This window comes from Streptomyces abyssomicinicus (assembly GCF_008974245.1).
GTDB classification, from domain to species: Bacteria; Actinomycetota; Actinomycetes; order Streptomycetales; family Streptomycetaceae; genus Streptomyces; species Streptomyces abyssomicinicus.
In genome coordinates this window covers 574,220-601,020 of record NZ_BBZI01000007.1, presented here as the reverse complement: position 1 = coordinate 601,020, position 26,801 = coordinate 574,220, and the positions used below count along the sequence as shown (strand labels likewise).

The window sequence follows — 26,801 nt, the reverse complement described above, 5'->3', positions numbered from 1 at the left end:
GGACGGTCCGGGGCGTTCCGCCCCGGAAGGGGGATCGACGCCGTTCACGGGGGGAACGGGGGGCGCAGCGAGAGCGTGCCGTCGGGCCCGCCGCCGACGCGGGTGCCGAACTCCCGGCTGCGCGCGTCGAGGACGGAGCGCAGCCACCGGGTGTCCTCGGCCGAGGCGTGTTCCAGCCGCATCCTGCGCGCCTGCAGCGGCACCATCCGCGCGTGGACCAGGCGGCCGGTGTCCGCCTCCACCGAGACCAGGTACAGCACCCGCAGGTCGTCCCGGTAGCGCTCGTGGCCGCCGATCCCCTCGTAGTCGTCGACGAGGTCGCCGCAGCCGTACAGGACGAGCCTGCCCCGGTACACCTCCAGCGGGCGTGGATGGTGCGAGGAGTGCCCGTGGACGACGTCCACGCCGGCGTCGACGAGTGCGTGGGCGAAGCCGGCCTCCGAACGCGACACGTCGTAGCCCCAGTTGGGGCCCCAGTGGACCGAGGCGACCGTGATGTCGCCGGGGCGCCGGGCCTGCCGGAGACGGCCGGCGATCGCGGACGCGGCGCCCGCCGACAGCTCCGTGACGACCTCGACGCCGGCCCGCCGCCCGGTGGCGGCCCAGTGCCTCGGGATCCCGCTGGACGGCATCCCGAAGGAGAGGACCAGCACCCGCCCGCCGGCGCCGAGGGGCACGGTCGCGGGTTGTCCCGCCCGCACCGCGTCCCGGCCCGCCCCGGCCGTCCGCAACCCCGCGCCCGCCAGCGCGTCGAGCGTTTCGTGGAGGCCGCGCGGGCCGAAGTCGAGCACGTGGTTGTTCGCGAGGGCGCAGACGTCCGGCCGGGCAGCGGCCAGGCACGGCAGGTTGGCCGGGCTCATCCGGTAGTGGACGCCCTTGCCGGGCGCGAAGTCCCCGTCGCCGGTGACGGACGTCTCCAGATTGATCAGCCGCACGTCCGGCGCGGCGTCGTCCAGGACCGGCAGCGCCTCGCCCCACGGCCGACGGAAGCCCACCGGCCGGGGAATCGGCCCGTTCGCCGCCTCCGCCAGCTCGACGTAGGCGCGGGCGTCGCGGATGTACGCCTCCCGCAGCGCCGGGTCACCGGGGTGCGGGAGGATCTGGTCGACGCCCCGGCCGAGCATCACGTCCCCGCCGAGGAACAGGGTGACCACGCCCTCGTGCACCCTTCCACGCTAGAGCCGTCCCCGGGCGCCGCGCAAAGGCCCCGCGCAACGGGAGCGGCGTGCGGCAGCGGCCCGCCCGGGACCTCGCGGCTGCCGCGGCTGCCGCGCCGTTCCGGTCAGGGAGACAGGTCCAGGTCCGCGTACAGCAGGTCGTGGTCCGAATGGGGCGTCGGCCGCACCCGCTGGCCGAGCGCGGTGACGCCCCGCAGGAAGACGTAGTCGAACCTGCGCAGCCAGTCCGTCGTCGGCGGGCAGCCGGCGCCCGAGGACGGACGGCAGCGGGCGTCCGCGTCGGCGGCCACGGCCCACACGGGAGCCAGCTCGGGGGCGTCGGGAACGGCGTTGAGGTCACCGAGCACGACGGCGCGGTCGTGCCGGGCGATCTCGGTGGCGAGGACGTCGGCCTGGTGCGCGCGGACCGTCTCCTGGCGACGCTGGGCGAGGTGGGTGGTGAAGACCCGCACGGATCGGCCGCCCACCGTCGTGGTGACCGCCAGGTACCCGCGGTCCTCCGATCCGCCGTCGGGATACTCCGCGGACACACGGTCCGTCATCGGCGCCGCGGACAGGACGGCCTGCCCGAAGCCGCCGGGAGCCCACGGCGTCCCCCCGCAGCGCCCCCGGTGGTGGAGGACCGGCCCGTACGCGACGTGGTAGACGAGCCCGTAGTAGCGCCGCAGGTAGTCGCGGATCCTCTCGACGTCACGCACGCACGCCTCCTGCAGCCCGACGACCTGCGGGGCGTACGTGGCGATCTCCCTCGCCCGGTCGATGTCCCTCGCGCCGCAGGGGTTGCAGAGGTTCCACGTCATGACCCGGTTCGGCACGACGCCCCGGGCGGCGCCGGCGGGCAGGGACCGGACGAAGACGTCGCCTCCGGGCACGGCGGGGCCGACCAGCAGCACGCAGACCGCGGTCAGCACGCCCGCGAGCAGCCACCTGTGTCTTCCGGCCACGTCGGCCTCCTCCCTGTCGTCGCAGGAGGACGATGCCACACGCCCCGAGGACGATGTGCCGCCTCGTTCGCGCGGACGTGGGTCGGCCGGCGTCGTGACGGTTGGCCCGTCCGGCCGACCGGTGAGGTTCGGGGGCGCCGGCCGACGGTCAGCCGCCGTGGAGGCCCCACTCGTCGAGGCCACCGTAGACATGGGCCTCGAGGCATCCCGGGGCGTCCATGGCGACGGCCTCGCCGCGGTAGAGGGCGATGAGTGAGTGCCGGCCCCGCCACCAGGTGTCGGTCAGGCCCCGCACCTCGGGTACCGGCTCGTGCCCTTCGAGGTCCAGGGAGTCGACGGCCTCGCCGGTGACTCGCGTGACGGTTCCGGCCCAGCGTCTCGCGTGGTCGGCCAGCGCCAACGACTCCACCCAGCCTTCGGTACTGCCGTGCAGCGGTGCCCAGCGGTGGCCGTGGATCCCCGAACTCACCACCGGGGCCGATCATGAACCCGTAGGCCATGGACACCCGGCAGTCCCCGGCCGGGATCCACCAGCCGTCGGTGGCCGTGCCCTCGGGAACGTCCGCGCCCAGGACGCGCGGGCCGCTCTCGTAGAACGGCGCCGGCGGCAGCGCGAGACCGCCCCAACGGTCCTGGAAGGCCACCGCGCGATCGACCTGCGCGGCCGGGACACCGTGCCCGATCCAGGCATCGCGGTGACGCCCGAGGTCCTGCCGGGCGACACGGATGCCGTGCGACTCGACGAACACCTGGGCCCTGCGGGTCAAACCGGCGGGCCCGACCGGGACGTGCGACATGGGAGCGGCAGCCGTCATGGTGCCGGAGCCTACCGGCGAGGTCCGGGGCCGAGGGCGGCCACGATGCCTTCATGGATTCCGATGAACTCATCCGCGGGGATCTCGACCACGGAGACCGCACCGGCGTCTCCGGGGTGGCTGATCAGGTGGTCCTCACGCCAATTGTCGGTGGTGGGCCCCCGGAGCAGGGCACGAAACCGGCTGCGCAGCTGGTGGTCGGCCTCGGACTCGCCGTCCCCCGCGCGCCTTTCGAGGCGCCGGTGCGTGGCTGCGGCGGACAAGCCGGCGAACGGCAGCGGGGAACCTTCGCAGGTCAGCCGCCAGGAGCAACCGGATACCGCGCCGCGCCCCGGCCACCGAGGTGAGGGGATCGTCCCGCTTCGGCCCCGGGCACGTGAAGGTGTCCGGGGCCGGGGCCACGAGCGTGGCTTCACCGTTGCGGCATTCAGCGGCCGATGCCGTCCAGTTCGGTCAAGTCCTCATGGGTGAGGGAGAGTCCCGCGCCGGCGACGTTGTCGCGCAGGTGTGCCGTCGACGACGTGCCGGGGATGAGGAGGATGTTCGGTGAACGCTGCAGCAGCCAGGCCAGCGCGACGGACATCGGTGTCGTCTCCCTTCGGGCGGCGACCGCCGAGAGCGCCGAGGACTGGAGAGGGGTGAAGCCCCCGAGGGGGAAGAAGGGCACGTACGCGACGCCGTCGGTGGCGAGCCGGTCGATGAGCTTGTCGTCGTGCCGGTGGGCGAGGTTGTACATGTTCTGCACGCACACGATCGGCGCGATGCTCCGCGCCTCGGCGACCTGCTCCTCGGTGGCGTTGCTGACCCCGAGGTGGCGGATCAGGCCCTGCCGCTGGAGCTCGACGAGCGTCTCGAACGCCTCGGCCGGCGATCCGGGTCGGGGACCTTCGGCGTCGCCGAGCCGGAGGTTGACCAGGTCCAGTACGTCGAGCCCGAGGGACGTGAGGTTGTCGTGGACCTGGCGGCGCAGGTCTTCGGGTCGCCGGGCCGGAGGCCAGCCACCCTGTTCGTCGCGGGTCGCGCCCACCTTGGTCGCGATGTGCAGCGACTCGGGATAGGGGTGCAGTGCCTCGCGGATCAACTCGTTGGTGATCCGCGGCCCGTAGGCATCGCTGGTGTCGATGTGGGTGACACCAAGCCCGACCGCTTCACGCAGAACGGACAGGGCACCCTCGCGATCGGCCGGCGGCCCCATGACCCACGGGCCGGCCAGTTGCATCGCACCGTAGCCGAACCGGGTGACGGTCAGGTCGCCCAGAGTCCAGGTGCCGCCGGGAAGGGAGAGGGAGGGTGTGCTCATCTTGTTGCCTTTCGTCGTGCACTCGGGGGGTGGCGCCTGCTGCCTCCCTGCATCAGCATGGGAGAGGAACTTCCCAGGAGGAAGTAGGCACTTGGGAGTGCGTAACCCACCCATCGGTGAGAGGTGCGAGCAGTGACGACGAACGCGGCCCGGAAGAGGGCTCAGGCCAAGGTGGAGTACAACGCGTTCCTGGCGGCATGCCCCAGCCGGCAGCTGCTCGACCGCATCTCGGACAAGTGGGTCGTCCTGGTCCTGTGTGCGCTGGGCGGCGACAGCGGCGCCGACCGGCCCGGTGCGGCACAGCCGGACGCCCCGAAGGCGATGCGCTACTCGGAGATCTCGCGTCTTCTGGCCGGGGTCAGCCAGAAGATGCTGACCCAGACGCTCCGGTCGCTGGAGCGCGACGGCCTGCTCACCCGTACCGTGACACCAACCGTCCCGGTCACCGTCTCCTACGAGCTGACCAGCCTCGGCCTCTCGCTCCACCACATGACGCGCGGGCTCAGGAACTGGGCGCAGACGCACATGGAGGAAGTCCTCGCGAACCGCGAGAACCACGATGCCCGCCCCTCCTGACGCAGTGGGCGCGGAGCGTGAGTTCAGTCGAGGACCGCGGTGGCTTCGATCTCGACCAAGTGGTCGGGGATGTCGAGCGCCGCGACGCCGATGAGCGTGGCCGGCGGCACCGGGGTGACTCCCAGCTTCGCGGCCGCCCGGGAGATGCCCTCCAGGAGCGGGGACATCTTGTCGGGGGTCCAGTCGACGACGTGGAAGGTCAGTTTCGCGACGTCGTCGAAGGAGCCGCCGACCTCCGCCAGGGCGGTGCCGATGTTGAGGTAGCACCGCTCGGCCTGAGCGGCGAGGTCACCTTCGCCGATCGTGACCCCCTCGCTGTCCCAGGCGACCTGTCCGGCGATGAAGACCAGCTTCGATCCGGATGCGATCGACACCTGCCGGTAGACATCGATCTTGGGCAATCCACTGGGGTTCACCAGGGTGATGGCCATGCTGTCTGTCTCCTCGTCATGAGTGCCCGTAGGTTCGCGTCCAGGCGACCAGGGGCGCCGTCGCTCTCTTGTGGTTACTCGGAAACCGTAGGAGAGTGAGCGCTGACGTGGAAGAACGCACTTTTCAGTGACTGGGGAACCTGATGGTGACCAAGCAGTTCGGGGACTCACCCGAGGAAGCGGATCTCAGGCGCGCGGATTCCCTGGCGCGGGAGATCTTCTCCGACGTCGCCAACAAGTGGGCGTTCCTGATCATCGAGACGCTCGGTGAACGCACCCTGCGCTTCACCGAACTCCGGAACGGGATAGAGGGCATCAGCCACAAGATGCTCACCCAGAACCTGCGCATGCTGGAGCGCAACGGCCTGGTCGAGCGCACCGTGCACCCCACGGTGCCGCCCCGGGTCGAGTACACCCTCACCGCACCGGGCCAGGGCCTGCGCGCGACCGTCGACGGGATGTGCGACTGGACCCACACCTATCTCCGTCACATCGAGACCGCCCGCCGCCGCTTCGACGCCTGACGGTGGGCCGCCTTCACGGCGCGCCACCGCCTGACGCGCGTACCGTTCCAGCGAGGTCGCCACGGCGGAGTCCTAGACCGTGACGACGATCTTCTTCCCGGCGTGGAGGCCCTTCTCGAGGTGGTGGTGTGCCTCGACGACGTCGTCGAGGGTGAACGCCGTGTCGACGGCGGGCCGCAGCGCCCCGTCGCGGACACCGGCGTTCAGGAAGGCCGCCATGCGCGCCACGACGTCGGCGTCGAGGGTGTGCTCGAAGCTCCGGTAGCTGTGGATCGTGAGCGGCGAGCCGGTCGGGAAGGGTGTGGGGCGCGGGTCCAGGAAGCCGGCGGCGACCAGCGTGCCGCCCGGGCGGGCCGAGTTCAGGAGGTCCTGCTGGCCGGGGCCCATGACGAGGTCGAGGACGATGTCCGCGCCGGTCCCGCCGGTGTGGTGGCGGACGGCTTCGACGACGTCCGTGTGGTCGGTGGCGACGACCGCGGCGGCGCCGGCCGCGAGCAGCTCGTCCTCCTTCGCGGCGTGCCGGGTCACGGCGATGGGCACGGCGCCGATCCGGTCGGCAATCTGTATCGCCGCCCGGCCCACGCCGCCGGACGCGGCGGTGATCAGGACGTGGTCCCCGGGCCGCATCCGCGCCTTCTCGACGAGCGCGCCGTAGGCGGTGGAGTACGCGACCCAGACCGCCGCCGCCTCCCTGACGCCGAGCCCGGCCGGCCGGGCGACGACCCGGCTCGCGGGGACCGTGGTGTATTCGGCGTAGCTGCCCCTGACGCTCGCGTTCGGGACGGCCGTGAGGATGACCGGGTCGCCGATCTCCAGCCCGGTGGTGTCCGGGCCCAGCGCGTCGACAACGCCGGTTCCCTCGACTCCGAGGCGGGCGTGCGGCAGGGGGACGACCGCGGGCAGGGCGCCGGAGCGCATCATCAGGTCGAGCGGGTTGACGGCGAACGCCTCGATCCTGACCCGCACTTCACCGGCTGCGGGCTCGAGGACCGGCTCCTCGACGATCCGCAGGACATCCGGCCCGCCGAACTCGTCGAACACTACGACTCGGGGCATGGTGACTCCTCAACATCCGTCGCTGGTTGCGTTGTTCGCCAGCGACGCTACGCAGGCTCGGGTTACCTCTTGGTACCTTCGGTCCTCATGCAGAACGACGCCGCACCAGGCCTCCTCGCCGACTGCCCCACGCGCCTGGCGGTCGAGATCATCTCCGACAAGTGGACCGTGCTCGTGCTCTTCGGACTCAGTCACCGGCCCCGCAGGCACGGCGAGCTCGTCGACCTCATCGGCGGCGTCTCCCGCAAGGTCCTCACCCAGACACTGCGCCGGCTCCAGCGGTACGGTCTGGTCGAGCGCCATGCGCAAGCGCCACGGCGGGTCGAGTACAGCCTCACCGACCTCGGCCGGACCCTCGTCGAGCCCATCGAGGTCCTGACGAACTGGGCGAGGGACCACGGTGAGGCAGTCGTCGACTTCCAGGAGGCCGCGGAAGCCACGTCCGCCGTGCGGACCCGCACGGCGGGTTGACCTCGGCCACGCGGCGGCGGCCCCGGCGGCGGGCGGCAGACGCCAAGGGCCAGGCGGCAAGGGCCAGGCTCTGAGCGCCAGTTCCGGCGTACCGAACGATGGCGCCCGGCCCTTCCCCGGCCCGCTCCCACCCCGGTTGTTGCGGCGACATGACGGGCCCACGAAGGTGTCGGGGCGGCCCTTGACCGTCCTTGCCCGCGGGTGCGAGTCTCTCGCTCATGCCGTGGACCCCGCTGACCAGCCGCCGAGTGGTTGACTTCATGTTGATCGCCACCAGCGCGTGTCGCTTCCGCTGACGGTTCGTCCCCTCGGCCGTTCTCATCGGTCCGTCGCCGGCTCCCGCCGGACCGTCGTCGCGTTCGTCCAGCCGCTCCCCCGCCCCACTCCCGGCATCCCGGTGCGTGAGCAACGTCGCTCCGCCACCTCGGAGTTGCCCTGGCACGGGAGCTGTCACCGCTGTCTTGCCCGCTGCCGTCATGCGCCTCGACACACGCACCGGGCGGTCCTGAAGCACCGCCCTCTCCCCCTCCGACGCCGCCCGCATCACCGAGGCTGAGGCCGGGGTCACGGCGATCCGCGTTCTCGACGGCGCGGCGGTCGGTGCCGGACACGGGCTGCAACGTCGTGCCGGCGCTCGCCGCGCCCACCGGCGGGACCCCCGGCACCGGCGAGAGCCTGCGCGGCGCCTTCTCGCTGCCGAGCCGGGCCTGATCCACGAGGTCACCGCCGTGCCGTGAATCCGGACGCCACCAGCCCGACGCGCCGCAGCCCACATGCCCACACGACACGACCCCGGACGGACGAGGACGGCGCGCGGCTCGGCGCGATCGCCGACGGCGTCCCCGCCTCCCCTGAGGCGTCACCCGAGCCCCGCATCCGCACCCGAGCCCCACCCGCATCCGCATCCGGACGGAACAGGACACCGACATGAGCTACCTGTGGTACATACCGAACCAGATCGAGCCGGGCCACCGCGGCGACGACACCGGCAGGGACGAGGGCTGGGGCACACTCGACCACTCCACCGACCTGGCCCGCACCGCCGAGGAGCACGGCTGGGAGGGCGCGCTGCTGGGCACCGGCTGGGGCCGCCCCGACACCTTCACGCTGGGCTCCACGCTGGCAGCCAGGACCACGACGTTCAAGCCGCTGATCGCCGTGCGGCCCGGCTACTGGCAGCCCGCGCACTTCGCGAGCTCCGCCGCCACGCTCGACCACCTGAGCGGCGGCCGGGTGCTGGTCAACATCGTCAGCGGCCTCGACAACCTGGCGGCCTACGGCGACCACACCACCGACCCGGCCAACCGCTACGAGCGCACCCGCGAGTTCGTCCATCTGGTCCGGCGCCTGTGGACGGAGGAGAACGTCACCTACCGGGGCGAGCACTTCGCCGTGGAGAACTCCTCCGTGCTGCCGCACCCCGGCGGTTACCCCGACCGGCACCCGACCCTCTACTTCGGTGGCGCTTCCGCGGCCGCCGAGCGGGTGGCCGCCGCCGAGGCGGACGTGCAGCTGTTCTGGGGCGAGCCGCTGGGGGGCCTGGCCGAACGCATCGAGCGGCTGAGGAAGCTGGAGACCACGGTCGAACGCAGGCACAGGCCGCTGGAGTTCGGCCTGCGCATCACCACCCTCGTCCGTGACACCACCGAGGAGGCATGGCGCGACGCGGAGGCCAAGGTGGCCGGCATGGCTGAGAAGGCCGCGGCCGGCACCGGCCGGGCCGCCGTCGGCAACCGGCGGACCGCGGTGGGCCAGCGGCGCCTGCTCGAACTCGCCGAGCGCGGCGAGGTGCTCGACACCTGCCTCTACACCACGCCGGGCACGGTGGGCGGCGGCGGGGCCGGAACCACCTGGCTGGTGGGTTCGGCCGACGACGTCGCGCAGGCGCTCCAGCGCTACCGCGAGCTGGGCATCTCGCACTTCGTCCTGTCGGACACGCCCTACAAGCAGGAGATCGTCCGCGTCGGCGACGAGCTGCTGCCCAAGCTCCGCGCGCTGGAGAGCGCCCGCTGACCGTCCTCGCCACGACGCCGGCGGCCTCCCCGGCCGGCCGGGGCCCCGTCCCGCCCGGCGTGCGGCCGCCCGCCCGGCACCGCACCACCGCACCACCGGTCCACCCGCGGCTCCGCCGTGGCGACCGGCCCGTCGCCGATCCCGTTCCCTCCCGAAGAGAGGCCCTGCGCATGACCCTCATCGATTCCACGACAGTCAACCGGGCGGGCGCCCGCTACGGCGACCCGGACTTCGTCCTCGCGGCGACCTCGCCGGTCATCGAGCACCAGCTGCGCCACCGCTCGGTGCGCGCCTTCCTGCCGGACCCCGTCACCGAGGACGAACTGCGGGCCGTCGTGGCCGCGGCGTCGTCGGCGTCGACGTCCTCGAACCTGCAGGCCTGGAGCGTCGTCGCGGTGACCGACCCGGAGCGCAAGCGGCGGCTGTCGGACCTGGCGGCAGGACAGAGGTTCATCGACGAGGCGCCGTTGTTCCTGGTCTGGGTGGCCGACCTCGACCGCGGCCACCGCCTGGCGGAGCGCGACGACAAGCCGCTCGACGCCACGGCCTACCTGGAGTCCACGCTGCTCGGCGTCATCGACACCGCGCTGGCGGCCCAGAACGCGGTCGTGGCGCTGGAGTCGCTCGGCCTGGGCGCGGTCTTCGTGGGCGCGGTCCGCAACCACCCCGAGGAGGTCGCTGACGAACTGGGGCTGCCGCCGCACAGCGTGGCCGTCTTCGGGCTGGCGGTCGGGCGCCCCGACCCCGCGGAGGACGCCGACGTCAAGCCCCGCCTCCCCCAGACCGCCGTCCTGCACCGCGAGACCTACGACGCCGGCCGGGCCGACGCCGGCCTGCCGGCGTACGACGAGCGCCTGGCCGCCTACAACCACGCCCACGGACTGACCGGCGCGTGGACGGAGCGCGTCCTGGCCCGGCTCGCCGGCGCCGCCAGCCTGGCCGGCCGCGACCGTCTCCGCGACGTCCTCGAACGCCGCGAGCTGCCCTCCCGCTGACCACCGTCCCGGGCCGCCCCTGGACGCCGTCGACGAGATCGTCGCCCCCGGCACCCGATTCCTGGAGCGCGACACCGGCCGCGACATCCCTCGCTCCGGCCGGCCGCGCTGCGCCGCCGAGTTCCTTCCCCACCCCTCCCGCACGCCCCGACAGGAGAAGAGCACCCGATGAGCGAGCAGTACCCGCACTACGAGGACGTCTTCAAGGCGGCCGACGACCGCTACGCGTCCCTGCCCTACCGCCGCACCGGACGGTCCGGGCTCGGCCTTCCGGCCGTCTCCCTGGGCCTGTGGCAGAAGTTCGGCGCCGACTACGCCTACGACACCCAGCGCGACATCATCCTGCACGCCTTCGACCTGGGGATCTCCCACCTCGACAACGCCAACCGCTACGGCCCGCCGCACCGCGCCGCCGAGCGGACCCTCGGCCGTGTCCTGCGCCGGGAACTGGCGCCCTACCGCCACGAGCTGATCCTCTCCAGCAAGGCCGGCGGCATCTTCGGGCCCAACCCGAACCTCCGCGGCGGCGGCCGCAAGGCGCTGCTGTCCTCCCTGGAGCTGAGCCTGCGCGATCTGGGCACCGACTACGTCGACATCTTCTACCACCACACCCCGGACGAGACGACGCCGCTGGAGGAGACCGCCGGCGCGCTCGCCACAGCCGTCCGGTCGGGCAAGGCCCTGTACGTCGGCATCTCCAACTACAAGCCCGACCGCGCCGCGGCCATCGCCCGGCTGCTCAGGGCCGAGGGCGTGCCGCTGCTCATCCACCAGCCGCGTTACTCCCTCTACGACCGCAGCATCGACCAGAACGGCCTGGCCGACCTGGCCGTCGAGGAGGGCTTCGGTCTCATCGTCTACTCCCCGCTGGCCCAGGGCCTGCTCACCGACAAGTACCTGGAGACCATTCCGGAGGGTGCCCGCGCCGGCAACAGCGACTTCCTCACGCCCGACCAGATCGACGTGACCTACCGGCAGCGCACGGCACAACTGAACAAGATCGCCGAGAGCCGCGGCCAGTCGCTGGCCCAGCTCGCCCTGCAGTGGGTGCTGCGCAACCCCGCCGTGACCTCGGCGCTGATAGGCGCCAGCTCCAAGGAGCAGCTCGACCACAACCTGGGGGCCCTGAACGGTCCGGCGTTCACCGACGAGGAACTCGCCGCCATCGACGAGTACGGCGTGCACGGAACGGGCCAACGCCGCTGACACATCCGGGGAGTTGGCTCCCGTGCCCGCCGCCGTGGGGCGCGGGGGGCCGCCCGGCCGCGCTCGAGGCCGGTCCCGAGGGCTCACCGGCCCGGGTCCGGCGAGGCCCTGGGGAAGGAGCCCCCGCACCCGCCTCGGAACCGGTGCGGGACGGTAACCTCCCCCGGAGCAGACGGAACGTATCCATGGAACGGGGACGACAGTGGGCGCGCGACGTCCGGCCGCCGAGGCCGAGCGGACCATCCGGGGCACCCGGTGACGGCCGGGAACCGGTCGCGGAACACGGAGTCCCAGGGCCGGCCGGGCCCCCAGGGCACCTTCGACACGGCCGCGCGGCTGCGGGCGGTCACCGCGGAGCTGTCGGACCGTTTCTACGAGCGGGACGACGTGGTGCGCGCGCTGGTGGTGACGCTGCTCGCCGGGCAGCACTCCCTGCTGCTCGGCCCGCCCGGCACGGCCAAGTCCGAGATGGCCCGGGAGCTCACGGGCCGGATCGAGGGGGCCTCGTACTGGGAGATCCTGCTGTCGAAGTTCACCGCTCCGACGCGGATGTTCGGGCCCATCGACGTGGCCGCGCTGTCCCGGGGCGAGTACCGCCAGGTCTACGAGGGCCGCGCCACCACCGCGGACATCGCGTTCATCGACGAGATCTTCAAGTGCTCCACGGCCGCGCTGAACGAGACGCTGGGCTACCTCAACGAACGGATCTACCACCCCGAGAACGGCGGCGCGCCCATCCGCTGCCCCTTGATCGGCGCCATCACCGCCAGCAACGAACTCCCCGAGGGAGACGACTCCGCCGCGATCTACGACCGGCTGCTGGTGCGGATCGAGGTCGGGTACCTGACGGACCCCTCCCACTTCGCCGCGCTGGTCCGCTCCGCCGTCAGCCGCCCGGCCGCCCCGGTCCGGACCACCGTCGGACTGGACGCGCTGCGGCGGGCCGTGACCGAGACCGTTCCGGACGTCGCCGTCCCGGACACGATCGTGGACGCCGTGTGCACCCTGCGGGCCGCCCTGCGCCGCAAGGAACTCATCGCCTCCGACCGCCGCTGGCGGCAGGCGGTGCGGCTGCTCCAGGCGTCCGCGTACCTGGACGGCCGTCCGGCGGTCGCCGAGACCGACCTGTCGATCCTGACCCACGTGCTGTGGGACTCGCCCGCCCAGCGCCCGGCCGTCGAACGGGAGGTGCTGCACCTGGTCAACCCCGATGCCAAGGAGGCCCTCGACCTGGCCGACACCATCGACGAGCTGGAGACCCAGCTCGACGCCATGGCCGGGCAGTCCCGGGAGGCGCTGAGCGAGTGGGTCATCAAGAACGCCCACAACAAGCTCGCCATGGCGGGCAAGCGGCTGGAGCGACTGCGCACGGAGGCGGCGGACGCCGGGCGCTCCACCGCCGCCGTCGACCGCGTCACGGGTCGTCACCGCGCCGTCCGCGCACGCGTGCTCACCGAGGCCCTCGGCATGGACGCGAGCGCGGTGGAGGCGCAGCTCTGAGCGCCGGGGAGGCGGTGGACGGCGCCACGGACGGAACTGCCGACGGCACCACGGACGGAGCTGCCGACGGTGCCGCCGGGGGGACACCGGCCGGGCTGGACGAGCTGGTACGCCGCTCCGCGGCCTGGCTGAATTTGGGCGTCGGGCCATCCGGGCGCCACACGGCGACCGTGGTGGCCGACTTCTTCGACCGGATCGCGTGGCGCGACACGCTCGCGCAGTCGGCCGCGCTGCGCGAGCTGGCCGACGAACTCCGCTCCCAGCACGACCACGCCGACGACCTCCTCGCCGACGTGTTCCTGGCCGCGTACCGGGAGGCGGAACCCCGGCTGCGGGAGCCCTCCGAGATGGACCCCGCCCGGCTCGCCGACCACGGGATCGTCACCGCGCTGGTGCGGTCCGCGGACTTCGCCGAACTGCGCCGGGAGACCGCCGGCGACCCCTACGCCGCCGCCATGGCCGTCCTCGCCCAGGCGTCCGCCCTGCGCCGGATGCTGGTCCGGAACTGGGAGGCCCGGGAACGGGCCGCGCGGGCGGGCGGTGCCCTGCGGGACGCGCGGGACGCCGCCGACCGGGTGGGCGAGGGACTCCGGAGAGCCGCGGCCATGGCCGGCGCGGACGGCACCGTGCCGGGCCCGGTCGCCACCGCCGTGCGGCGGGCCGTGGGAGCCGCCGAGGCGGCCGAGGCCACCGCCCGGGAGGCCCGGCGGGCCGCCGCCCGGGCCGTCTCCGCGGCCGCCGCCGACATCACGGCCATGGCGCGCCATGCCACCGCGGGGGCCGCCACGGCGGTGCGGCACGAGGCGGCGCTGCAGCGGGCGTGGGGCATCGGCCGCGGTGAGCTGGAGCGGATGCCGTTCGAGGAACGCGACCGGCTCGCCGAGCGGTTGCGCGGCGGCCGCCTCGCGCGGTGGGCCGAACTGATCGGCCGCTTCCGGGAGATGGCCGGCGGCGAGCGGGCCCGCAGGGTGGAGAACACCACCGGCGAGCTGGTCGGCGTCACCGTCGGCGACGACCTCTCCCGCGTGCTGCCCTCCGAACTGGCCCACCTCGGCCTGCCCGGACTCCGCGCGGTCTTCGCCGCCCGGTACGCCGCCGGGGAACTGATGCTCCACGACAGCCAGGGCGAGCGGAGCACCGGCAAGGGCGCCGTCATCGCGTGCGTCGACACCTCGCACTCCATGTACGCCGAGGGACCCGGGGGCGTCACCCGGGAGGCATGGTCCAAGGCATGCGCCCTGGCGCTGCTGGACCAGGCCCGTGCGGCGGGGCGGGACTTCGTCGGCATCCTGTTCTCCACCGCCGACCAGCTCCGCGTGTTCCGCTTCCCGGCCGGCCGCCCGGCCGCGACCGCCGAGGTCGTCGGCTTCGCCGAGACCTTCCTCGGCGGCGGCACCGACTTCCAGCGGCCGCTGTCAGCGGCGGCGGACCTGCTGGCGGAGGAGTTCGACGCCGCCGGGCGGCAACGCGGGGACATCGTCCTCATCACCGACGACGCCTGCGAGGTCACGGAGGAGTGGACGCGCGCGTGGCGGGCCGCCAAACGCCGGCTGGGCTTCAGGCTCTTCGGCGTGGCCGTCGGCGGCCCGGCGGACACCGGGCACGGCTCGGTCCTGGAAGCCCTGTGCGACAACCTCCGCACCGTCGAGGACCTCGCCGACGTGCACGCCGCCGCCGACCTCTTCCGGCTCGTCTGAGCCGCGTGGGGCGGTGGACTCCCTCGAACGCGGGGGACGCCGGGAGCCCGGTGTCCACGGAGCGGCCGGTTGTTGACCGGCTCGCGCGGCCCCGATTATGTTGCCGCCCATGTGCCGATCCGCGCTTCTGACGACTCGAGGTCACCTCGACCTGAAGCGTGTGTGCTCCGCCGCGTGTCGTCGGACCTGAAGAGCGGCGCGGCCTCGGTTCCCTGATCTCCCGGCTCCCGGTCCTCCCGGTCCTCCCGGTCCTCCCGGTCCTCCCGGTCTTCCCGGTCTTCCCGGTCTTCCCGGGACGTTCCACCGCGTCCGGACGCGGGCTCCCGGGTGTGTCCGGGCCTGGCCAGGGCCGGCCGGGGGGCATCCCGCACCGAGCGCGCCGCGCTGCCTCGTACCCCACCGTCCCCGCACTCGTACAGGATCGGGAAGGCATCTCGTGGAGATTTCGTCGGCGACCACCCCACGGCACGGCGCGCACCTGCGGCGCTCGGACATCCCGGCCGCCCTTCCGGCGGCGCGCCGCGCCTCCGGAGCGGGCGCGGTGCTGGGCGCCGTCCTCGACCACGGCCCGGTGGCGCGCAGCACCGTCGCCCGGCTGACCGGTCTGTCACCGGCGGCGGTGAGCGGGCACTGCGGGGTCCTGATGGGCCGGGGCCTGCTCCGTGAGAGCCGGGAGACGACCGGCCGCCGCGGCCTGGGCCGGCCCCATGTGCCGGTGGAGGTCGACGCGGACCGCTACCTCGTGGCCGGCGCCCACATCGCCGTCACGCACACCACGCTGTCGCTGGTGGACCTGCGCGGCCGGATCGTCGCGGAGGAGCGGCGCCCCCATGAGGACATCGCTCCGGGCCCGGTCCTCGACGGGCTGGCTGCCCGGCTGCCGCGTCTCGTGACGGCACACGCGCAGGGCCGGACCGTACTCGCCCTGGGCGCCGCCACCGGGCACTGGGTGGACCCGGCGGCCGGTGTCGTCGTACGGCACCCCCAGCTCGGCTGGCGCGACGTGGCGGTACGCAGCGTGCTCGCCGACGCGACCGGTCTGCCGGTCCATGTCGACAGCCACGCACGGGCGTTGGCCCGCGCGGAGCAGTTGCTGGGGCAGCGCGCCACCCGGTCGAGCGCGGTGCTGCTCTTCGTGGGCAACGTCGTGGACGCGGCGTTCGTGACCGCGGGTGCCGTGCACCAGGGCCCGCGGTCCGCCGCCGGGAGGGTCGCCCATCTGCCGGTGGGCGCCGCCGACGGCGGGTCCGCGTCCTGCACCTGCAGGGTGCGCGGGTGCCTCGCGTCGGAGGTGTCGGAGGCGGCGCTGGTACGGCAGGCCGCCGCGGCGGGGCTGCCGGTGCCGTCCTTCCCGGCCCTCCTGGAACGGGCGCTGGCCGGCGAGCCGGTGGCGCGGGAGCTGTTCCTGCGCCGGGCCCGACTCGTGGGCCGGGCCGCCGCCGTGCTCCTCGACATGATCGATCCCGCCACGCTGGTCGTGGTCGAGCCGGGGGCGGGCCGGCTGCCCGAGTGCCTCGCGGCGCTGCGGTCGGAGGTGGCCGAGCGCTCGTGGGTGTGCGACGACCCCGAACGCCGTGTCGTGCCCAGCTCGTTCACCGGCTCCGTCCTCGCGACGGCCGGTCCCGCGGTGGCGCTGGGAGCGCTGTACGACGATCCGCTCGGGCCCTGGCCGGCTCTCCCGGCCGTGTCCTGACCCGCCGGTCCCCGGCGGCACCCGGCGACCGGCGAAGACCCGACTTAATTCAATCAGTTGCATTGTTGACCGCACCTGAGCGCACGCCGGAAGATGGATTCATGAGCAGCGAGCGACCTATTTCCGGGGTATTCCCCGCGACGGGATGTTGTTGTTGATCCTGTCCCGGGCCTCTGCCTGACGGCGACCCGAACCGGCATTCCGCACAGCGGTTCCACGCGGCGGAATCCGGACCTTCTCCCGCTCGGTCCACGGCTTTCCCAGGCCCTGCCGTGCCGCCATTTCCTCCGCCGCTTTCCCCGGCGTCCGGTATTCGGCATGCGGTCTCCGGAGCCGTTCTCCTGAAGCGTCATCCCCGTCCTCACGCCCTGCCGCTCCACGCCTTCTTCCGCACGCCGTACTTCCGCAGGCCGTCTTCCGCACGCCGTACTTCCGCACGCCCTCGCGCCTTCGTACGTTCGCGCCTTCGTGGCTTCCCTCCCTGGAGGAGACATGACGTTGTCCGCGCCCTCGCAGCCCCTGACGGGTGTCACCCCCGACCGTTTCAAGCAGGCCTTCCGCGCCTATCCGGCAGGTGTCGTGGTCGTCACCGCCGACGCCGGCCACGGGCCCGTCGGATTCACGGCGACGTCGTTGTCGTCGCTGTCCCTCACCCCTCCGCTCGTCTCGTTCTCCGTTGCCACGCGGTCGTCCTCCTGGCCCCACCTCGAGCAGGCCCGGACCGCCGTGGTCCACTTCCTCGGCTCCGACCAGGAGGACCTGGCCGCGCGTTTCGCCACCAGCGGCATCGACCGCTTCGCCGCGCCCACCACCTGGCGGCGGCTGCCCGAGGGCGAGCCGGTGCTCGAGGACGTGGCGGGGTGGCTGCGGCTGCACATCGAGTCCCTCGTGCCGGCCGGCGACCACCGCATCGTCGTCGCCCGCGTCGTCGACTCCTGGCAGGAGCCCGGGCGGCGCCCGCTGCTCTTCCACGACGGCGCCTACCTCCCCGTCTGACCCCTCGCCCTCCGCCCCTCGTCACCCGGCATGTCCGCCCGGCTTCCCACAGCCCGCTCCGGAACAGGACCGTCCATGGCTTCCGCCTCCGTCCCGTCACACCTGACCCGAAGAAGTTTTATCGCCCTCGCGGGAGGTGGCGCGCTCTGCCTCGCCGGCTGCGCCCCGCCGCCCTCACCCGCCGCGCATTCCGCTCCCGCGAAGAAACTCTCCACCGCTCCCCCGCCACCGGGCACCTCGCTTTCGGTGGCCGTCCGCACCGCGCGTATCCAGCTCGCGGAATCGGGCCTCGCGAAGGAACTCCCGTTCACGGTTTCCGAATGGCCGAACCTTTCCGCAGGGCCGGACATCATCCAGGGCTTCCGGGCCCAATCCATCGATCTGGCCTCCAATGCGGGAATTCCGCCGATCCAGGCGCACGCCATCGGGGTGAAGGCCCGGATCGTGGCCGTGCAGCTGCGCCGTAAGCCCACGTACGTGTTCGCCACGGCCCCGGGCTCGTCCGTCGCCCGGGCAAAGGACTTCCGCGGCAGGAAGATCGCGTTCTCCCAGGGGCAGGCCCAGGGCGTCGTGGTGCTCCGCGCGCTGCAGAAGGCGGGGATCGCCTACGACGACGTGGAGTTGGTGGAGCTGCCCAGCACCCAGTTCCTGACCGCCCTCCAGTCCCGGCAGGTGGATGTCGCCCCGCTCGGCGAGCCCACGCTGACCAAGTACCTCGACCAGTACCGCAAGGACGGCGCACGGGACGTCCGGACCGACGTCGTCGACCTGCTGACCGTCCTGTGGGCGCCGGCCGAGGTGCTGGACGATCCCGCGAAGGCCGCCGCGGTCCGCAGTTTCATCCCGCTGTGGGCGCGCGGCTCGGTGTGGGCGTGGGAGCACTCCGAGCGCTGGATCGACGCCTACTACGTCAAGGACCAAGGAGTCGGCCGCGAGGACGGCAAGCGCATCGTCGCCTCTCTCAACAAGCCGCATTTCCCGGCCCGTTGGGACGACGCGATCGCCTGGGAGCAGGAGACCGCCGATCTCCTCGCCGAGGGCGGCTTCGTGCCCCGCTTCGACGTCTCGCCGCTCTTCGACCGGCGGTTCGAGGGCCTGGCGGCCCAGGCCGTCACCGCACCGTACCGTACCGGGAGGGATCATGACCGCCGTCGTCAAGGAACGCACCCCTCGACCGCAGCACGAGGGGCACCTGGGCAAGGACTCCGGGGAGCCACCGGTCACCGGTGACGCCGCCGCCGGGGCGGGCGGCCGCGCCCGGGCCCGGCGGCGACGGCTGGGACCGGCCCGCCCGGTGCCGTTCGGCCGGCTGCTCGGACCGGCGCTGATCCTCGCCGCCTGGTGGGGTGCCTCCGCCGCGGGCCTGCTCGATCCGCGCATCCTCTCCGGACCCGGAACCGTGCTGTCCACCGCCGTCGACCTGGTCGAGGACGGGCGGCTCCAGGGCAATGTGCTCGTCTCGCTGCAGCGGGCGGGCCTCGGGCTGCTCCTCGGCGTCGTGACGGGTGTCTCGCTCGCCGTCGTGGCCGGCCTGAGCCGCCTGGGCGAATACCTGGTCGACGGGCCGCTGCAGATCAAGCGGGCGATCCCGTCCCTGGCGATGCTGCCGCTGCTGATCCTGTGGCTCGGCATCGGTGAGGACATGAAGGTCACGGTGATCGCGCTCGGCGTGGCCGTGAACATGTACATCAACACCTACGCCTCGCTCACCGGCATCGACAGCCGCCATGTGGAGCTGGCCGAGGTGCTGCGGCTCAGCCGGCTCCGGTTCGTGCGCAGGGTGGTGATCCCGGGCTCGCTGCCGGGGTTCTTCGTGGGGCTGCGGCTGGGCGTGACCTCGTCCTGGCTCGGTCTGATCGTCGTGGAGCAGATCAACGCGACCAGCGGCATCGGCTACATGATGTTCCAGGCCCAGCAGTACGCCCAGTCCGACGTGATCATCGTGGGCCTGGTGGCGTACGGAGCCTTCGGCTTCGCCTCCGACGCCCTCGTCCGCGCCGTCGAGAGGAGGGCCCTGTCGTGGCGACGTACCCTGGCGGGCTGACAGCGACCGTTCCGGCCGTCCGGACGCGTGCCCTGGTGCGCCGGTTCGGCGACCGGACCGTGCTGAAGGACATCGATCTCGACCTGGCCCCGGGCGAGTTCACCGCCCTGCTCGGGCGCAGCGGGTCCGGCAAGTCGACGCTGCTGCGTGCCGTCGCGGGCCTCGACCACGGCGTCGAGGGCACGGGCGAACTGCGGGTGCCCGACCGGGTGTCGCTGTCCTTCCAGGACTCCCGCCTGCTGCCGTGGCTGCGTGTGCTGGACAACGTCGTCCTGGGCCTGCACGGTCCCGGTGCGCGCAGGCGAGGGCTGACCGCCCTCGAGGAGGTGGGCCTCGCGGGTCGCGAACGGTCCTGGCCCCACGAGCTGTCGGGCGGCGAGCAGCAGCGCGCGGCCCTCGCCCGCGCCCTGGTCCACGATCCCGAACTGCTGCTGGCGGACGAGCCGTTCGGCGCGCTGGACGCGCTGACCCGGATCAGGATGCACGATCTGCTGCGCGAACTGTACGAACGGCACCGCCCGGCGGTGCTCCTGGTCACCCACGACGTCGACGAGGCCGTCGAGCTGGCGGACCGGGTCCTGGTCCTCGAGGACGGGCGGATCTCGCTGGACCTCGCGGTCGGACTGCCCACGCCCCGCAGCCGTCGCGACCCCCGGTTCCAGGAGCACCGCGACACCCTGCTCGCCGCGCTCGGCGTGATCCAGCCGGACTCCCCCGGGACCGGCGCCGCCTCTCCGGATCACGGTCGCCGCGACACCGGCGCTCACCCCACCGGCCGCCCGGTCGGCCGCACCCCCGCCGACGACGACCCCCGTCACGGCCTCCACGAGGAGAAGTCCCATGCCCCGCACGCCTGACCGTCCCGCCCGCAAGCCCCTGCACCTCAACGCCTTCCTGATGTCGGCGGGTCACCACGAGGCGGCGTGGCGGCTCCCCGAGAGCCCGGCACGGGGCGGTACGGACATCGCGCACTACCAGAACCTGGCGCGGATCGCCGAACGCGGCAAGCTCGACTCGGTGTTCCTGGCCGACAGTCCGGTCCTCCACGGCGATCCCGGCCGCCGGCCGTCGAGCAAGCTGGAGCCGACCGTCCTGCTGACCGCGCTCGCCGCGGTCACCAGCCACGTCGGGCTGATCGCCACCGCGTCGACGAGCTACAACGAACCCTTCAACCTCGCCCGCCGGTTCGCCTCGCTGGACCACGTGTCCGGCGGGCGCGCCGGCTGGAACATCGTGACCACGGCCGGCGCCGAGGCGGCCCGCAACTTCGGCCTGGACGACACCCCGCTGCACCACGCGCGCTACGAGCGGGCCGCCGAGTTCGTCGAGGTGGCCGCCAAGCTCTGGGACAGCTGGGCGGACGACGCCGTCGTGGCCGACAAGGAGCGCGGCGTGCACGCGCTGTCGGAGCGGGTGCGGCGGATCGAGCACCGGGGCGCGCACTTCCGGGTCGACGGCCCGCTCAACGTGGAGCGTTCGCCGCAGGGACACCCCCTCCTCGTCCAGGCCGGTTCGAGCGAGGACGGCAAGGACTTCGCCGCCCGCTACGCGGAGGCCGTGTTCACCGCCCAGCAGACGCTGGAGGACGGCATCGCCTTCTACCAGGACGTGAAGCGGCGTGCCGTCGCCTTCGGCCGGGACCCCGAAGGGATCAAGATCCTCCCCGGCATCGTGCCGGTCATCGGGGACACCGAGGCCGAGGCGCGGGAGCTGGACGCGGAGCTGGACCGGCTGATCTCGCCGGAGTACGCCAGGCGTCAGCTCGCCACGACGCTGCGGATCGCGCCGGAGGACCTCGACCTCGACCGGGAACTGCCCGAGGACATCCCCACGGAGGACGAGATCGAGGGGGCCAAGAGCCGTTTCACTCTCATCGTCGACCTCGCCCGGCGCGAGCACCTGACGGTGCGACAGCTGATCGGGCGGCTCGGCGGCGGACGCGGGCACCGGACCTTCGCCGGGACCGCCGTGCAGGTCGCCGACACCATCGAGCACTGGTACGACAGCGGCGCGGCGGACGGCTTCAACATCATGCCCGCGGTGCTCCCCTCCGGCCTGGAACGGTTCGTCGACCAGGTGGTGCCGATCCTCCAGGAGCGCGGCCTCTTCCGGACCGAGTACACCGGGACGACCCTGCGCGAGCACTACGGCCTCCCCCGCCCGGCCAGCCAGTTCTTCGACCTGTCCGGCCAGGACACGGCCGCCGAGCGGTCCGCCGCCCTGGTGGACGCCCGGTGACCGGTTGTCCCCCCTCGAACGCGCCGGGTCCGGCCGCCGCTGCGGCGGCCGGACCCGGCGGGCCTCGCCCCGACGGCTGGGCGCGCCGACTGCTCGGCTACTGCCTGCGCCACCGCCGTGACCTCGCCCTCGCCTACGGGGCGGCGGTCGTCGCCGCCCTGGCCACCGCGACACTGCCGCTGGTCCTGCGCCATGTCGTCGACACCGTGGACGCCGGGACCACGGGCTCGCTGACGCCGTGGGTCGTCCTCCTGGCCGGGCTGGGCGCGGTGCGCTTCGGCGCGAGCTTCACCCGGCGCTACCGGTCGGGGCGGGTGTCGCTCGGCGTCCAGTACGACCTGCGCAACGACGCCTTCGCCTCGCTCGTCCGGCTCGGCGGCGTCAAGCAGGGCGAGCTGCGCACGGGACAGGCCGTGAGCCGCTCCATCTCCGACATCACGCTCATCCAGACGCTGCTGCAGTTCCTGCCGAACCTCACCGGCAACGTGCTGATGTTCCTGACGTCCCTGGTGCTGATGGCACTGCTGTCCCCGCCGCTGACGGCCGTGGCGCTGGTCGTCGGGCCGCTGCTGTGGTTCATCGCCCTCCGCAGCCGCCGCGACCTGTTCCCCGCGAACTGGCACGCCCAGCAGGAGGCCGCCGAGGTCGCCTCCGCCGTGGAGGCGACGGTCACCGGGGTGCGGGTGGTGAAGGGGTTCGGGCAGGAGCGGCGCGAGCGGGCGAACCTGGACCGGCGGGCGCGCCGACTCTTCGCCTCCCGGATCCGGGTCGTGCGGTACATGAGCCGGTACAACCCGGCGCTGCAGGCGGTGCCCGCCCTCGGCCAGGTCGCGGTCCTCGCCCTCGGCGGCTGGATGGCGCTCGAGGGTCACATCTCGCTGGGCACGTTCCTGGCGTTCACCACCTACCTCGGCTCGTTCGTCACACCGGTGCGGCAGCTGGCCACCCTGCTCACGGTGTGGCAGCCCGCGCGGGCGGGCGCGGTCCGTGTCCTGGAGGTGATCGACGAGACGCCGGGCCTGACCGAGGCTCCCGACGCGACCGAGCTGCCGCCCGGCCCGCCCTCCGTCGTCTGGGAGGACGTCACCTTCGGATACGGACCGGACGGCCGGTCCGGGACGTCGTCCGGGTCGGCGTCCGGGAAGCCGCTGCTGCGCGGCTTCTCACTGGAGATCCGGCCGGGCGAGACCGTGGCGGTCATCGGGCTCGCCGGCTCGGGCAAGTCGACGGCGGCCGCGCTGCTGCCCCGCTTCTACGACGTGGCCGGCGGCCGGGTCCTGGTCGGCGGCCACGACGTGCGCGACCTGTCCCTGGACTCGCTGCGCTCGCGGATCGGCTTCGTGTTCGAGGAGTCGCTGCTGCTCTCGGACACCGTGCGGGCCAACATCGCGTACGGCTGCCCGGACGCCGACGACGAGCGGATCCGCGCGGCGGCCCGCCTCGCCCGCGCCGACGAGTTCGTCGAGCGGCTCTCCCATGGCTACGACACGGTCGTCGGCGAACAAGGGCTCACGCTCTCCGGCGGGCAGCGGCAGCGGATCGCCCTGGCCCGTGCCCTGCTGGCCGAGCCGTCCCTGCTGGTCCTGGACGACGCCACGTCGGCGATCGACACCCGGGTGGAGGCGGAGATCCACGACGCGCTGCGCAAGGAGATCCGCCGCCCCACGACGCTCGTCGTGGCGCACCGGCGCTCCACCCTGGAGCTCGCCGACCGGATCGCCGTCCTGGACGGGGGCCGGATCGTCGACACCGGCACCCTGGACGAACTCCGCTCCCGTTCCCCGCTGTTGCGGACGCTGCTGTCGGCGGCGGACGAACCCGCGCGGGCCGCGTCCACACCCGCCCCTCCGCCCGCGCCCGCCGACGCGGTCACCGCCGCCCTGTGGCGCCGCGACGAGGACGGCGCCTTCGACGCCCGCGCGGACGACGAGGGCGGCGACGCCACCGTCCGTGCCGCGCAGGCGTTCGCGGAGGCGGCTGCCACCTCCGGTCCCGGGCACGGCGGTCCGACCGGCGGCGGACTGCTCGGTTCCGCGCCGCCGAACCCGGAGATCGTGGCCGGGCTCGCCCGGATGCCGCTGCCGCGGGCCGACCCGGGGCTGCCCGCCGAGGCCGCCGAGGCGGCCGAGCCGGAGCTGACGCTGGGGCGCCTGCTGCGGCCCCTGCGGGTGCCTCTGGTGCTCGGGGTCCTGCTCGTCTCGCTCGACGCCCTGGCGCAGATCGCCGTGCCGGTCCTGGTGCGGCACGGCGTCGACGACGGCGTGGCCCGGGGCGTCCACGGCGCGCTGCTCACGGCCACGGTCGCCGCCGCGCTGGTGGTGGCGGCCAACTGGGCCGTCGGCGTCGCGCAGGTGAGGACGACGGGCCGCACCGGCGAGCGCCTGCTGTACGTGCTGCGGGTGAAGACGTTCGCCCAGTTGCAGCGGCTCGGCCTGGACTACTACGAGCGTGAGCTCGGCGGCCGGATCATGACCCGGATGACCACGGACGTGGACGCCCTGTCGACGTTCGTGCAGACGGGCCTCATCACGGCGGTGGTGAGCGCGCTGACGATCACGGGCGTGCTCGTCGCGCTGCTCGTGATCGACGCGGCGCTGGCCCTGGTCCTGGTCGCGGTGGTGCCGGTGCTCGCCGCCGCGACGGCCCTCTTCCGCCGGTACTCGGTGCCCGCCTACCGGGAGGCGCGCGAGCGCGTGAGCGTCGTGAACGCGGCCCTTCAGGAGAACGTCGCCATGATCCGGGTCACCCAGGCGTTCCGCCGCGAGGAGCACAACGCCCGTGGCTTCGCCGTGCTGGCCGGCGAGTTCCGGGACGCGCGGTTGCGCGCGCAGCGGTGCATGAGCGTGTTCTTCCCGTTCGTGGAGTTCCTGGGCACGCTCGCGGCGGCGGCCGTGCTGGCAGTCGGGGCGGGGCAGGTGACCCAGGGGCGGCTGACCGCGGGCACGCTCATCGCGTTCCTGCTGTACGTGGAGCTGTTCTTCGCGCCGATCCAGCAGCTGTCGCAGGTGTTCGACGGCTACCAGCAGGCGGTCATCGGCCTGTCACGGCTGCGGGCCCTCATGCGGACGTCGACGGGCACGCCCGCCGCACTGCGCCCGCGCGAGGTCCGGGGGCTGCGCGGCGAGGTCGAGTTCGACGCGGTGTCCTTCGCCTACCCCGGCGGCCGGCGGGTCCTCGACGGTCTGCGGCTGCGGATCGCTCCGGGCGAGACCGTCGCGCCCGTCGGCACGACGGGCGCCGGGAAGTCCACGGTCGTCAAGCTGCTCGCCCGCTTCTACGACCCGACGGACGGCACCGTCCGCGTCGACGGCGTCGACCTGCGGGCGTACGACCTGACGGGCTACCGGCGCCGGCTCGGTGTCGTTCCGCAGGAGCCGCACCTGTTCAGCGGGACCGTCCGCGACGCCATCGCCTACGGGCGCCCCGACGCCTCGGACGCCGAGGTGGAGGCCGCCGCGCGTGCCGTCGGCGCGCACGAGATGGTCGCCGCGCTGCCCCGCGGCTACCTCCAGCAGGTCGGCGAACGCGGACGGAACCTGTCCGCCGGGCAGCGCCAGCTGCTCGCGCTGGCCCGTGCCGAGCTCGTCGACCCGGACGTGCTGCTGCTCGACGAGGCCACGGCCTCTCTCGACCTGGCCACCGAACGGCGGGTGACCGCCGCCACGGAGGCCCTGACCCGGCGCCGCACCACCGTCGTGGTCGCCCACCGGCTCACCACCGCCGCCCGTGCCGACCGGGTCGTCGTCCTCGACGGCGGCCGGATCGCCGAGTCGGGCACACACGAGGAGCTGCTCGCGGCGGACGGCCCCTACCGCCGTCTGTGGGACGCCTTCCGCGACGGCGTCACCGCGGACGCCGCCGCCGCCCCCACCGCGTCCGCCACCCCCACCGATCCCCGTACCCCCGATCCCCTCATGCAGGAGAGTGCACGATGACGCAGTACCGCAATCTGGGCCGCACGGGCGTGAAGGTCAGCCCGCTGTGCCTGGGGACGATGATGTTCGGCGCCCGGGGCAACCCCGACCACGAGGACTCCGTACGGATCATCCACCGGGCGCTGGACGCGGGGATCAACTTCGTGGACACGGCCGACGTCTACTCGGCGGGCGAGTCCGAGACCATCGTCGGCAAGGCCCTCGCGGGCGGCCGGCGGGACGGCGTGGTGCTCGCCACCAAGTTCCACGGTGCTCTGGGCGACGGGCCCAACGAGCGAGGGAACTCGCGCCGTTGGATCGTCCGCGAGGTCGAGAACAGCCTGCGGCGCCTGGGCACCGACTGGATCGACCTGTACCAGGTGCACCGGCCGGAGCCCGACACCGACTTCGACGAGACGCTCGGCGCGCTCACCGACCTGGTGCGCCAGGGCAAGATCCGGTACATCGGGACGTCCACGTTCGAAGCGTCCGCGATCGTGGAGGGCCAGTGGACCGCCGAGCGACGGGGACGGGAGCGCGTCGTCGCCGAGCAGCCGCCGTACTCGCTGCTGGCCCGCGGCGTCGAGCGCGAGGTGCTGCCGGTGGCCGGGCGCTACGGCCTCGGCGTGCTCGTCTGGAGCCCGCTGGCCGGGGGCTGGCTGTCCGGCCGCTACCGCAAGGGCGCGGAGCAGCCCGTCTCCAGCCGCTCCGCGCGTCAGACCGAGCGCTTCGACATCGCCTCCCCCGAGAACGCGGCCAAGCTCGACGCGGCGGAGGCGCTCGCCCAGCTCGCCGAGGAGGCGGGGCTGACGCTGGTGCAGCTCGCCCTCGCGTTCGTCCTCGAACACCCGGCGGTCACATCCGCGATCATCGGCCCGCGCACCTTCGAGCAGCTGGAGAGCCAGCTGGGCGCGGACGCGATCCGCCTCGACCAGGACGTCCTGGACCGCATCGACAAGATCGTCCCGCCGGGCACCAACCTCTCCGCGCGCGACGGGGGTTACACCCCACCCTCCCTCACCGACCCGGCACTGCGCCGTCGCGTGCGGGCGTGACGTCGCGACGGCGCGCGGGAGGGTCGAGGACCGGCGCGCCGTCAGCAGCACCGTGGTCGTGGTCGCGGACCCGGCGGGCGGAGGACGCTCCGAAGCGGGGGCGCCCCTCCGCCGCCGGGTTCCGACGGCACCGCCGGAGGTCCGCAGGCCCGGGC

21 protein-coding genes and 2 pseudogenes are annotated in these 26,801 nt (G+C 73.5%); 16 read left to right on the top strand and 7 right to left on the bottom strand.

What is annotated here, in order from left to right:
• Positions 1–44 precede the first annotated feature (44 nt).
• The 5 genes and pseudogenes from GBN72_RS16000 to GBN72_RS15980 all read right to left on the bottom strand — a co-directional run bounded on the left by GBN72_RS16000 (position 45) and on the right by GBN72_RS15980 (position 4,237).
• Positions 45–1,166: a CapA family protein gene (locus GBN72_RS16000; RefSeq protein ID WP_151772457.1), complete on the bottom strand. Its 1,122-nt coding sequence runs from the start codon at positions 1,164–1,166 to the stop codon at positions 45–47.
• A gap of 116 nt (positions 1,167–1,282) precedes the next feature.
• On the bottom strand, positions 1,283–2,122 hold the full coding sequence (locus GBN72_RS15995) for an endonuclease/exonuclease/phosphatase family protein (protein ID WP_246212531.1): 840 nt from the start codon (positions 2,120–2,122) through the stop codon (positions 1,283–1,285).
• A gap of 148 nt (positions 2,123–2,270) precedes the next feature.
• Positions 2,271–2,937, bottom strand: a pseudogene (locus tag GBN72_RS15990) (hypothetical protein).
• 11 nt (positions 2,938–2,948) lie between these two features.
• Positions 2,949–3,200 carry a hypothetical protein gene (locus tag GBN72_RS15985; protein WP_246212530.1) on the bottom strand — a complete coding sequence of 84 codons (252 nt, stop codon included), beginning with the start codon at positions 3,198–3,200 and terminating at the stop codon, positions 2,949–2,951.
• A 164-nt stretch (positions 3,201–3,364) separates the two neighbouring features.
• Positions 3,365–4,237, bottom strand: coding sequence for an aldo/keto reductase family oxidoreductase (locus tag GBN72_RS15980; protein ID WP_151772455.1), 873 nt, complete (start codon positions 4,235–4,237; stop codon positions 3,365–3,367).
• 132 nt (positions 4,238–4,369) lie between these two features.
• Between GBN72_RS15980 and GBN72_RS15975 the strand changes: the two genes are divergently transcribed.
• Positions 4,370–4,813 (top strand): winged helix-turn-helix transcriptional regulator, encoded by a 444-nt coding sequence (locus GBN72_RS15975; RefSeq protein ID WP_439959771.1) that lies wholly within the window; start codon positions 4,370–4,372, stop codon positions 4,811–4,813.
• Positions 4,814–4,836: 23 nt separating this feature from the next.
• On the opposite strand, the gene GBN72_RS15970 is transcribed toward GBN72_RS15975, so the two are convergent.
• Positions 4,837–5,244, bottom strand: a complete 408-nt coding sequence (locus GBN72_RS15970) for a RidA family protein (RefSeq protein WP_151772453.1) — start codon at positions 5,242–5,244, stop codon at positions 4,837–4,839.
• Between the two features lie 143 nt (positions 5,245–5,387).
• Between GBN72_RS15970 and GBN72_RS15965 the strand changes: the two genes are divergently transcribed.
• Positions 5,388–5,768, top strand: coding sequence for a winged helix-turn-helix transcriptional regulator (locus GBN72_RS15965; RefSeq protein ID WP_151772452.1), 381 nt, complete (start codon positions 5,388–5,390; stop codon positions 5,766–5,768).
• A 72-nt stretch (positions 5,769–5,840) separates the two neighbouring features.
• On the opposite strand, the gene GBN72_RS15960 is transcribed toward GBN72_RS15965, so the two are convergent.
• Positions 5,841–6,824 carry a zinc-dependent alcohol dehydrogenase family protein gene (locus GBN72_RS15960; RefSeq protein WP_151772451.1) on the bottom strand — a complete coding sequence of 328 codons (984 nt, stop codon included), beginning with the start codon at positions 6,822–6,824 and terminating at the stop codon, positions 5,841–5,843.
• Between the two features lie 87 nt (positions 6,825–6,911).
• Here GBN72_RS15960 and GBN72_RS15955 point away from each other — a divergent pair, with 87 nt between their 5' ends.
• The 14 genes and pseudogenes from GBN72_RS15955 to GBN72_RS15885 all read left to right on the top strand — a co-directional run bounded on the left by GBN72_RS15955 (position 6,912) and on the right by GBN72_RS15885 (position 26,646).
• Positions 6,912–7,295 (top strand): winged helix-turn-helix transcriptional regulator, encoded by a 384-nt coding sequence (locus GBN72_RS15955; RefSeq protein WP_151772450.1) that lies wholly within the window; start codon positions 6,912–6,914, stop codon positions 7,293–7,295.
• A 927-nt stretch (positions 7,296–8,222) separates the two neighbouring features.
• A complete protein-coding gene (locus tag GBN72_RS15950) occupies positions 8,223–9,308 on the top strand; it encodes an LLM class flavin-dependent oxidoreductase (protein ID WP_151772449.1) in 1,086 nt (361 codons plus the stop codon).
• Positions 9,309–9,478: 170 nt separating this feature from the next.
• On the top strand, positions 9,479–10,303 hold the full coding sequence (locus tag GBN72_RS15945) for an NADPH-dependent oxidoreductase (protein WP_151772448.1): 825 nt from the start codon (positions 9,479–9,481) through the stop codon (positions 10,301–10,303).
• A 168-nt stretch (positions 10,304–10,471) separates the two neighbouring features.
• Complete coding sequence (locus tag GBN72_RS15940; RefSeq protein WP_151772447.1) at positions 10,472–11,509, top strand: aldo/keto reductase; 1,038 nt, start codon at positions 10,472–10,474, stop codon at positions 11,507–11,509.
• A gap of 336 nt (positions 11,510–11,845) precedes the next feature.
• Positions 11,846–13,009 (top strand): AAA family ATPase, encoded by a 1,164-nt coding sequence (locus tag GBN72_RS15935; RefSeq protein WP_246212579.1) that lies wholly within the window; start codon positions 11,846–11,848, stop codon positions 13,007–13,009.
• A 14-nt stretch (positions 13,010–13,023) separates the two neighbouring features.
• On the top strand, positions 13,024–14,706 hold the full coding sequence (locus GBN72_RS15930; protein ID WP_439959770.1) for a VWA domain-containing protein: 1,683 nt from the start codon (positions 13,024–13,026) through the stop codon (positions 14,704–14,706).
• 436 nt (positions 14,707–15,142) lie between these two features.
• Positions 15,143–16,399, top strand: a complete 1,257-nt coding sequence (locus GBN72_RS15920) for an ROK family transcriptional regulator (RefSeq protein WP_246212528.1) — start codon at positions 15,143–15,145, stop codon at positions 16,397–16,399.
• Between the two features lie 492 nt (positions 16,400–16,891).
• A complete protein-coding gene (locus tag GBN72_RS15915) occupies positions 16,892–17,395 on the top strand; it encodes a flavin reductase family protein (RefSeq protein WP_151772444.1) in 504 nt (167 codons plus the stop codon).
• 75 nt (positions 17,396–17,470) lie between these two features.
• A pseudogene (locus tag GBN72_RS15910) lies at positions 17,471–18,523 on the top strand (ABC transporter substrate-binding protein); the annotation flags it as partial.
• Between the two features lie 13 nt (positions 18,524–18,536).
• The gene (locus GBN72_RS15905; protein ID WP_151772442.1) at positions 18,537–19,439 is read left to right on the top strand and encodes an ABC transporter permease; all 903 of its coding nucleotides are present in this window, start codon (positions 18,537–18,539) and stop codon (positions 19,437–19,439) included.
• Positions 19,415–20,296, top strand: coding sequence for an ABC transporter ATP-binding protein (locus GBN72_RS15900; RefSeq protein WP_151772441.1), 882 nt, complete (start codon positions 19,415–19,417; stop codon positions 20,294–20,296). The genes GBN72_RS15905 and GBN72_RS15900 overlap by 25 nt, the downstream gene beginning before the upstream one ends.
• Positions 20,280–21,677 carry an LLM class flavin-dependent oxidoreductase gene (locus GBN72_RS15895; protein WP_151772440.1) on the top strand — a complete coding sequence of 466 codons (1,398 nt, stop codon included), beginning with the start codon at positions 20,280–20,282 and terminating at the stop codon, positions 21,675–21,677. The genes GBN72_RS15900 and GBN72_RS15895 overlap by 17 nt, the downstream gene beginning before the upstream one ends.
• Positions 21,674–25,612, top strand: coding sequence for an ABC transporter ATP-binding protein (locus GBN72_RS15890; RefSeq protein WP_151772439.1), 3,939 nt, complete (start codon positions 21,674–21,676; stop codon positions 25,610–25,612). The genes GBN72_RS15895 and GBN72_RS15890 overlap by 4 nt, the downstream gene beginning before the upstream one ends.
• Entirely contained in the window at positions 25,609–26,646 is a 1,038-nt protein-coding gene (locus GBN72_RS15885) for an aldo/keto reductase (RefSeq protein WP_151772438.1), read from the top strand. The genes GBN72_RS15890 and GBN72_RS15885 overlap by 4 nt, the downstream gene beginning before the upstream one ends.
• Positions 26,647–26,801: the final 155 nt, after the last annotated feature.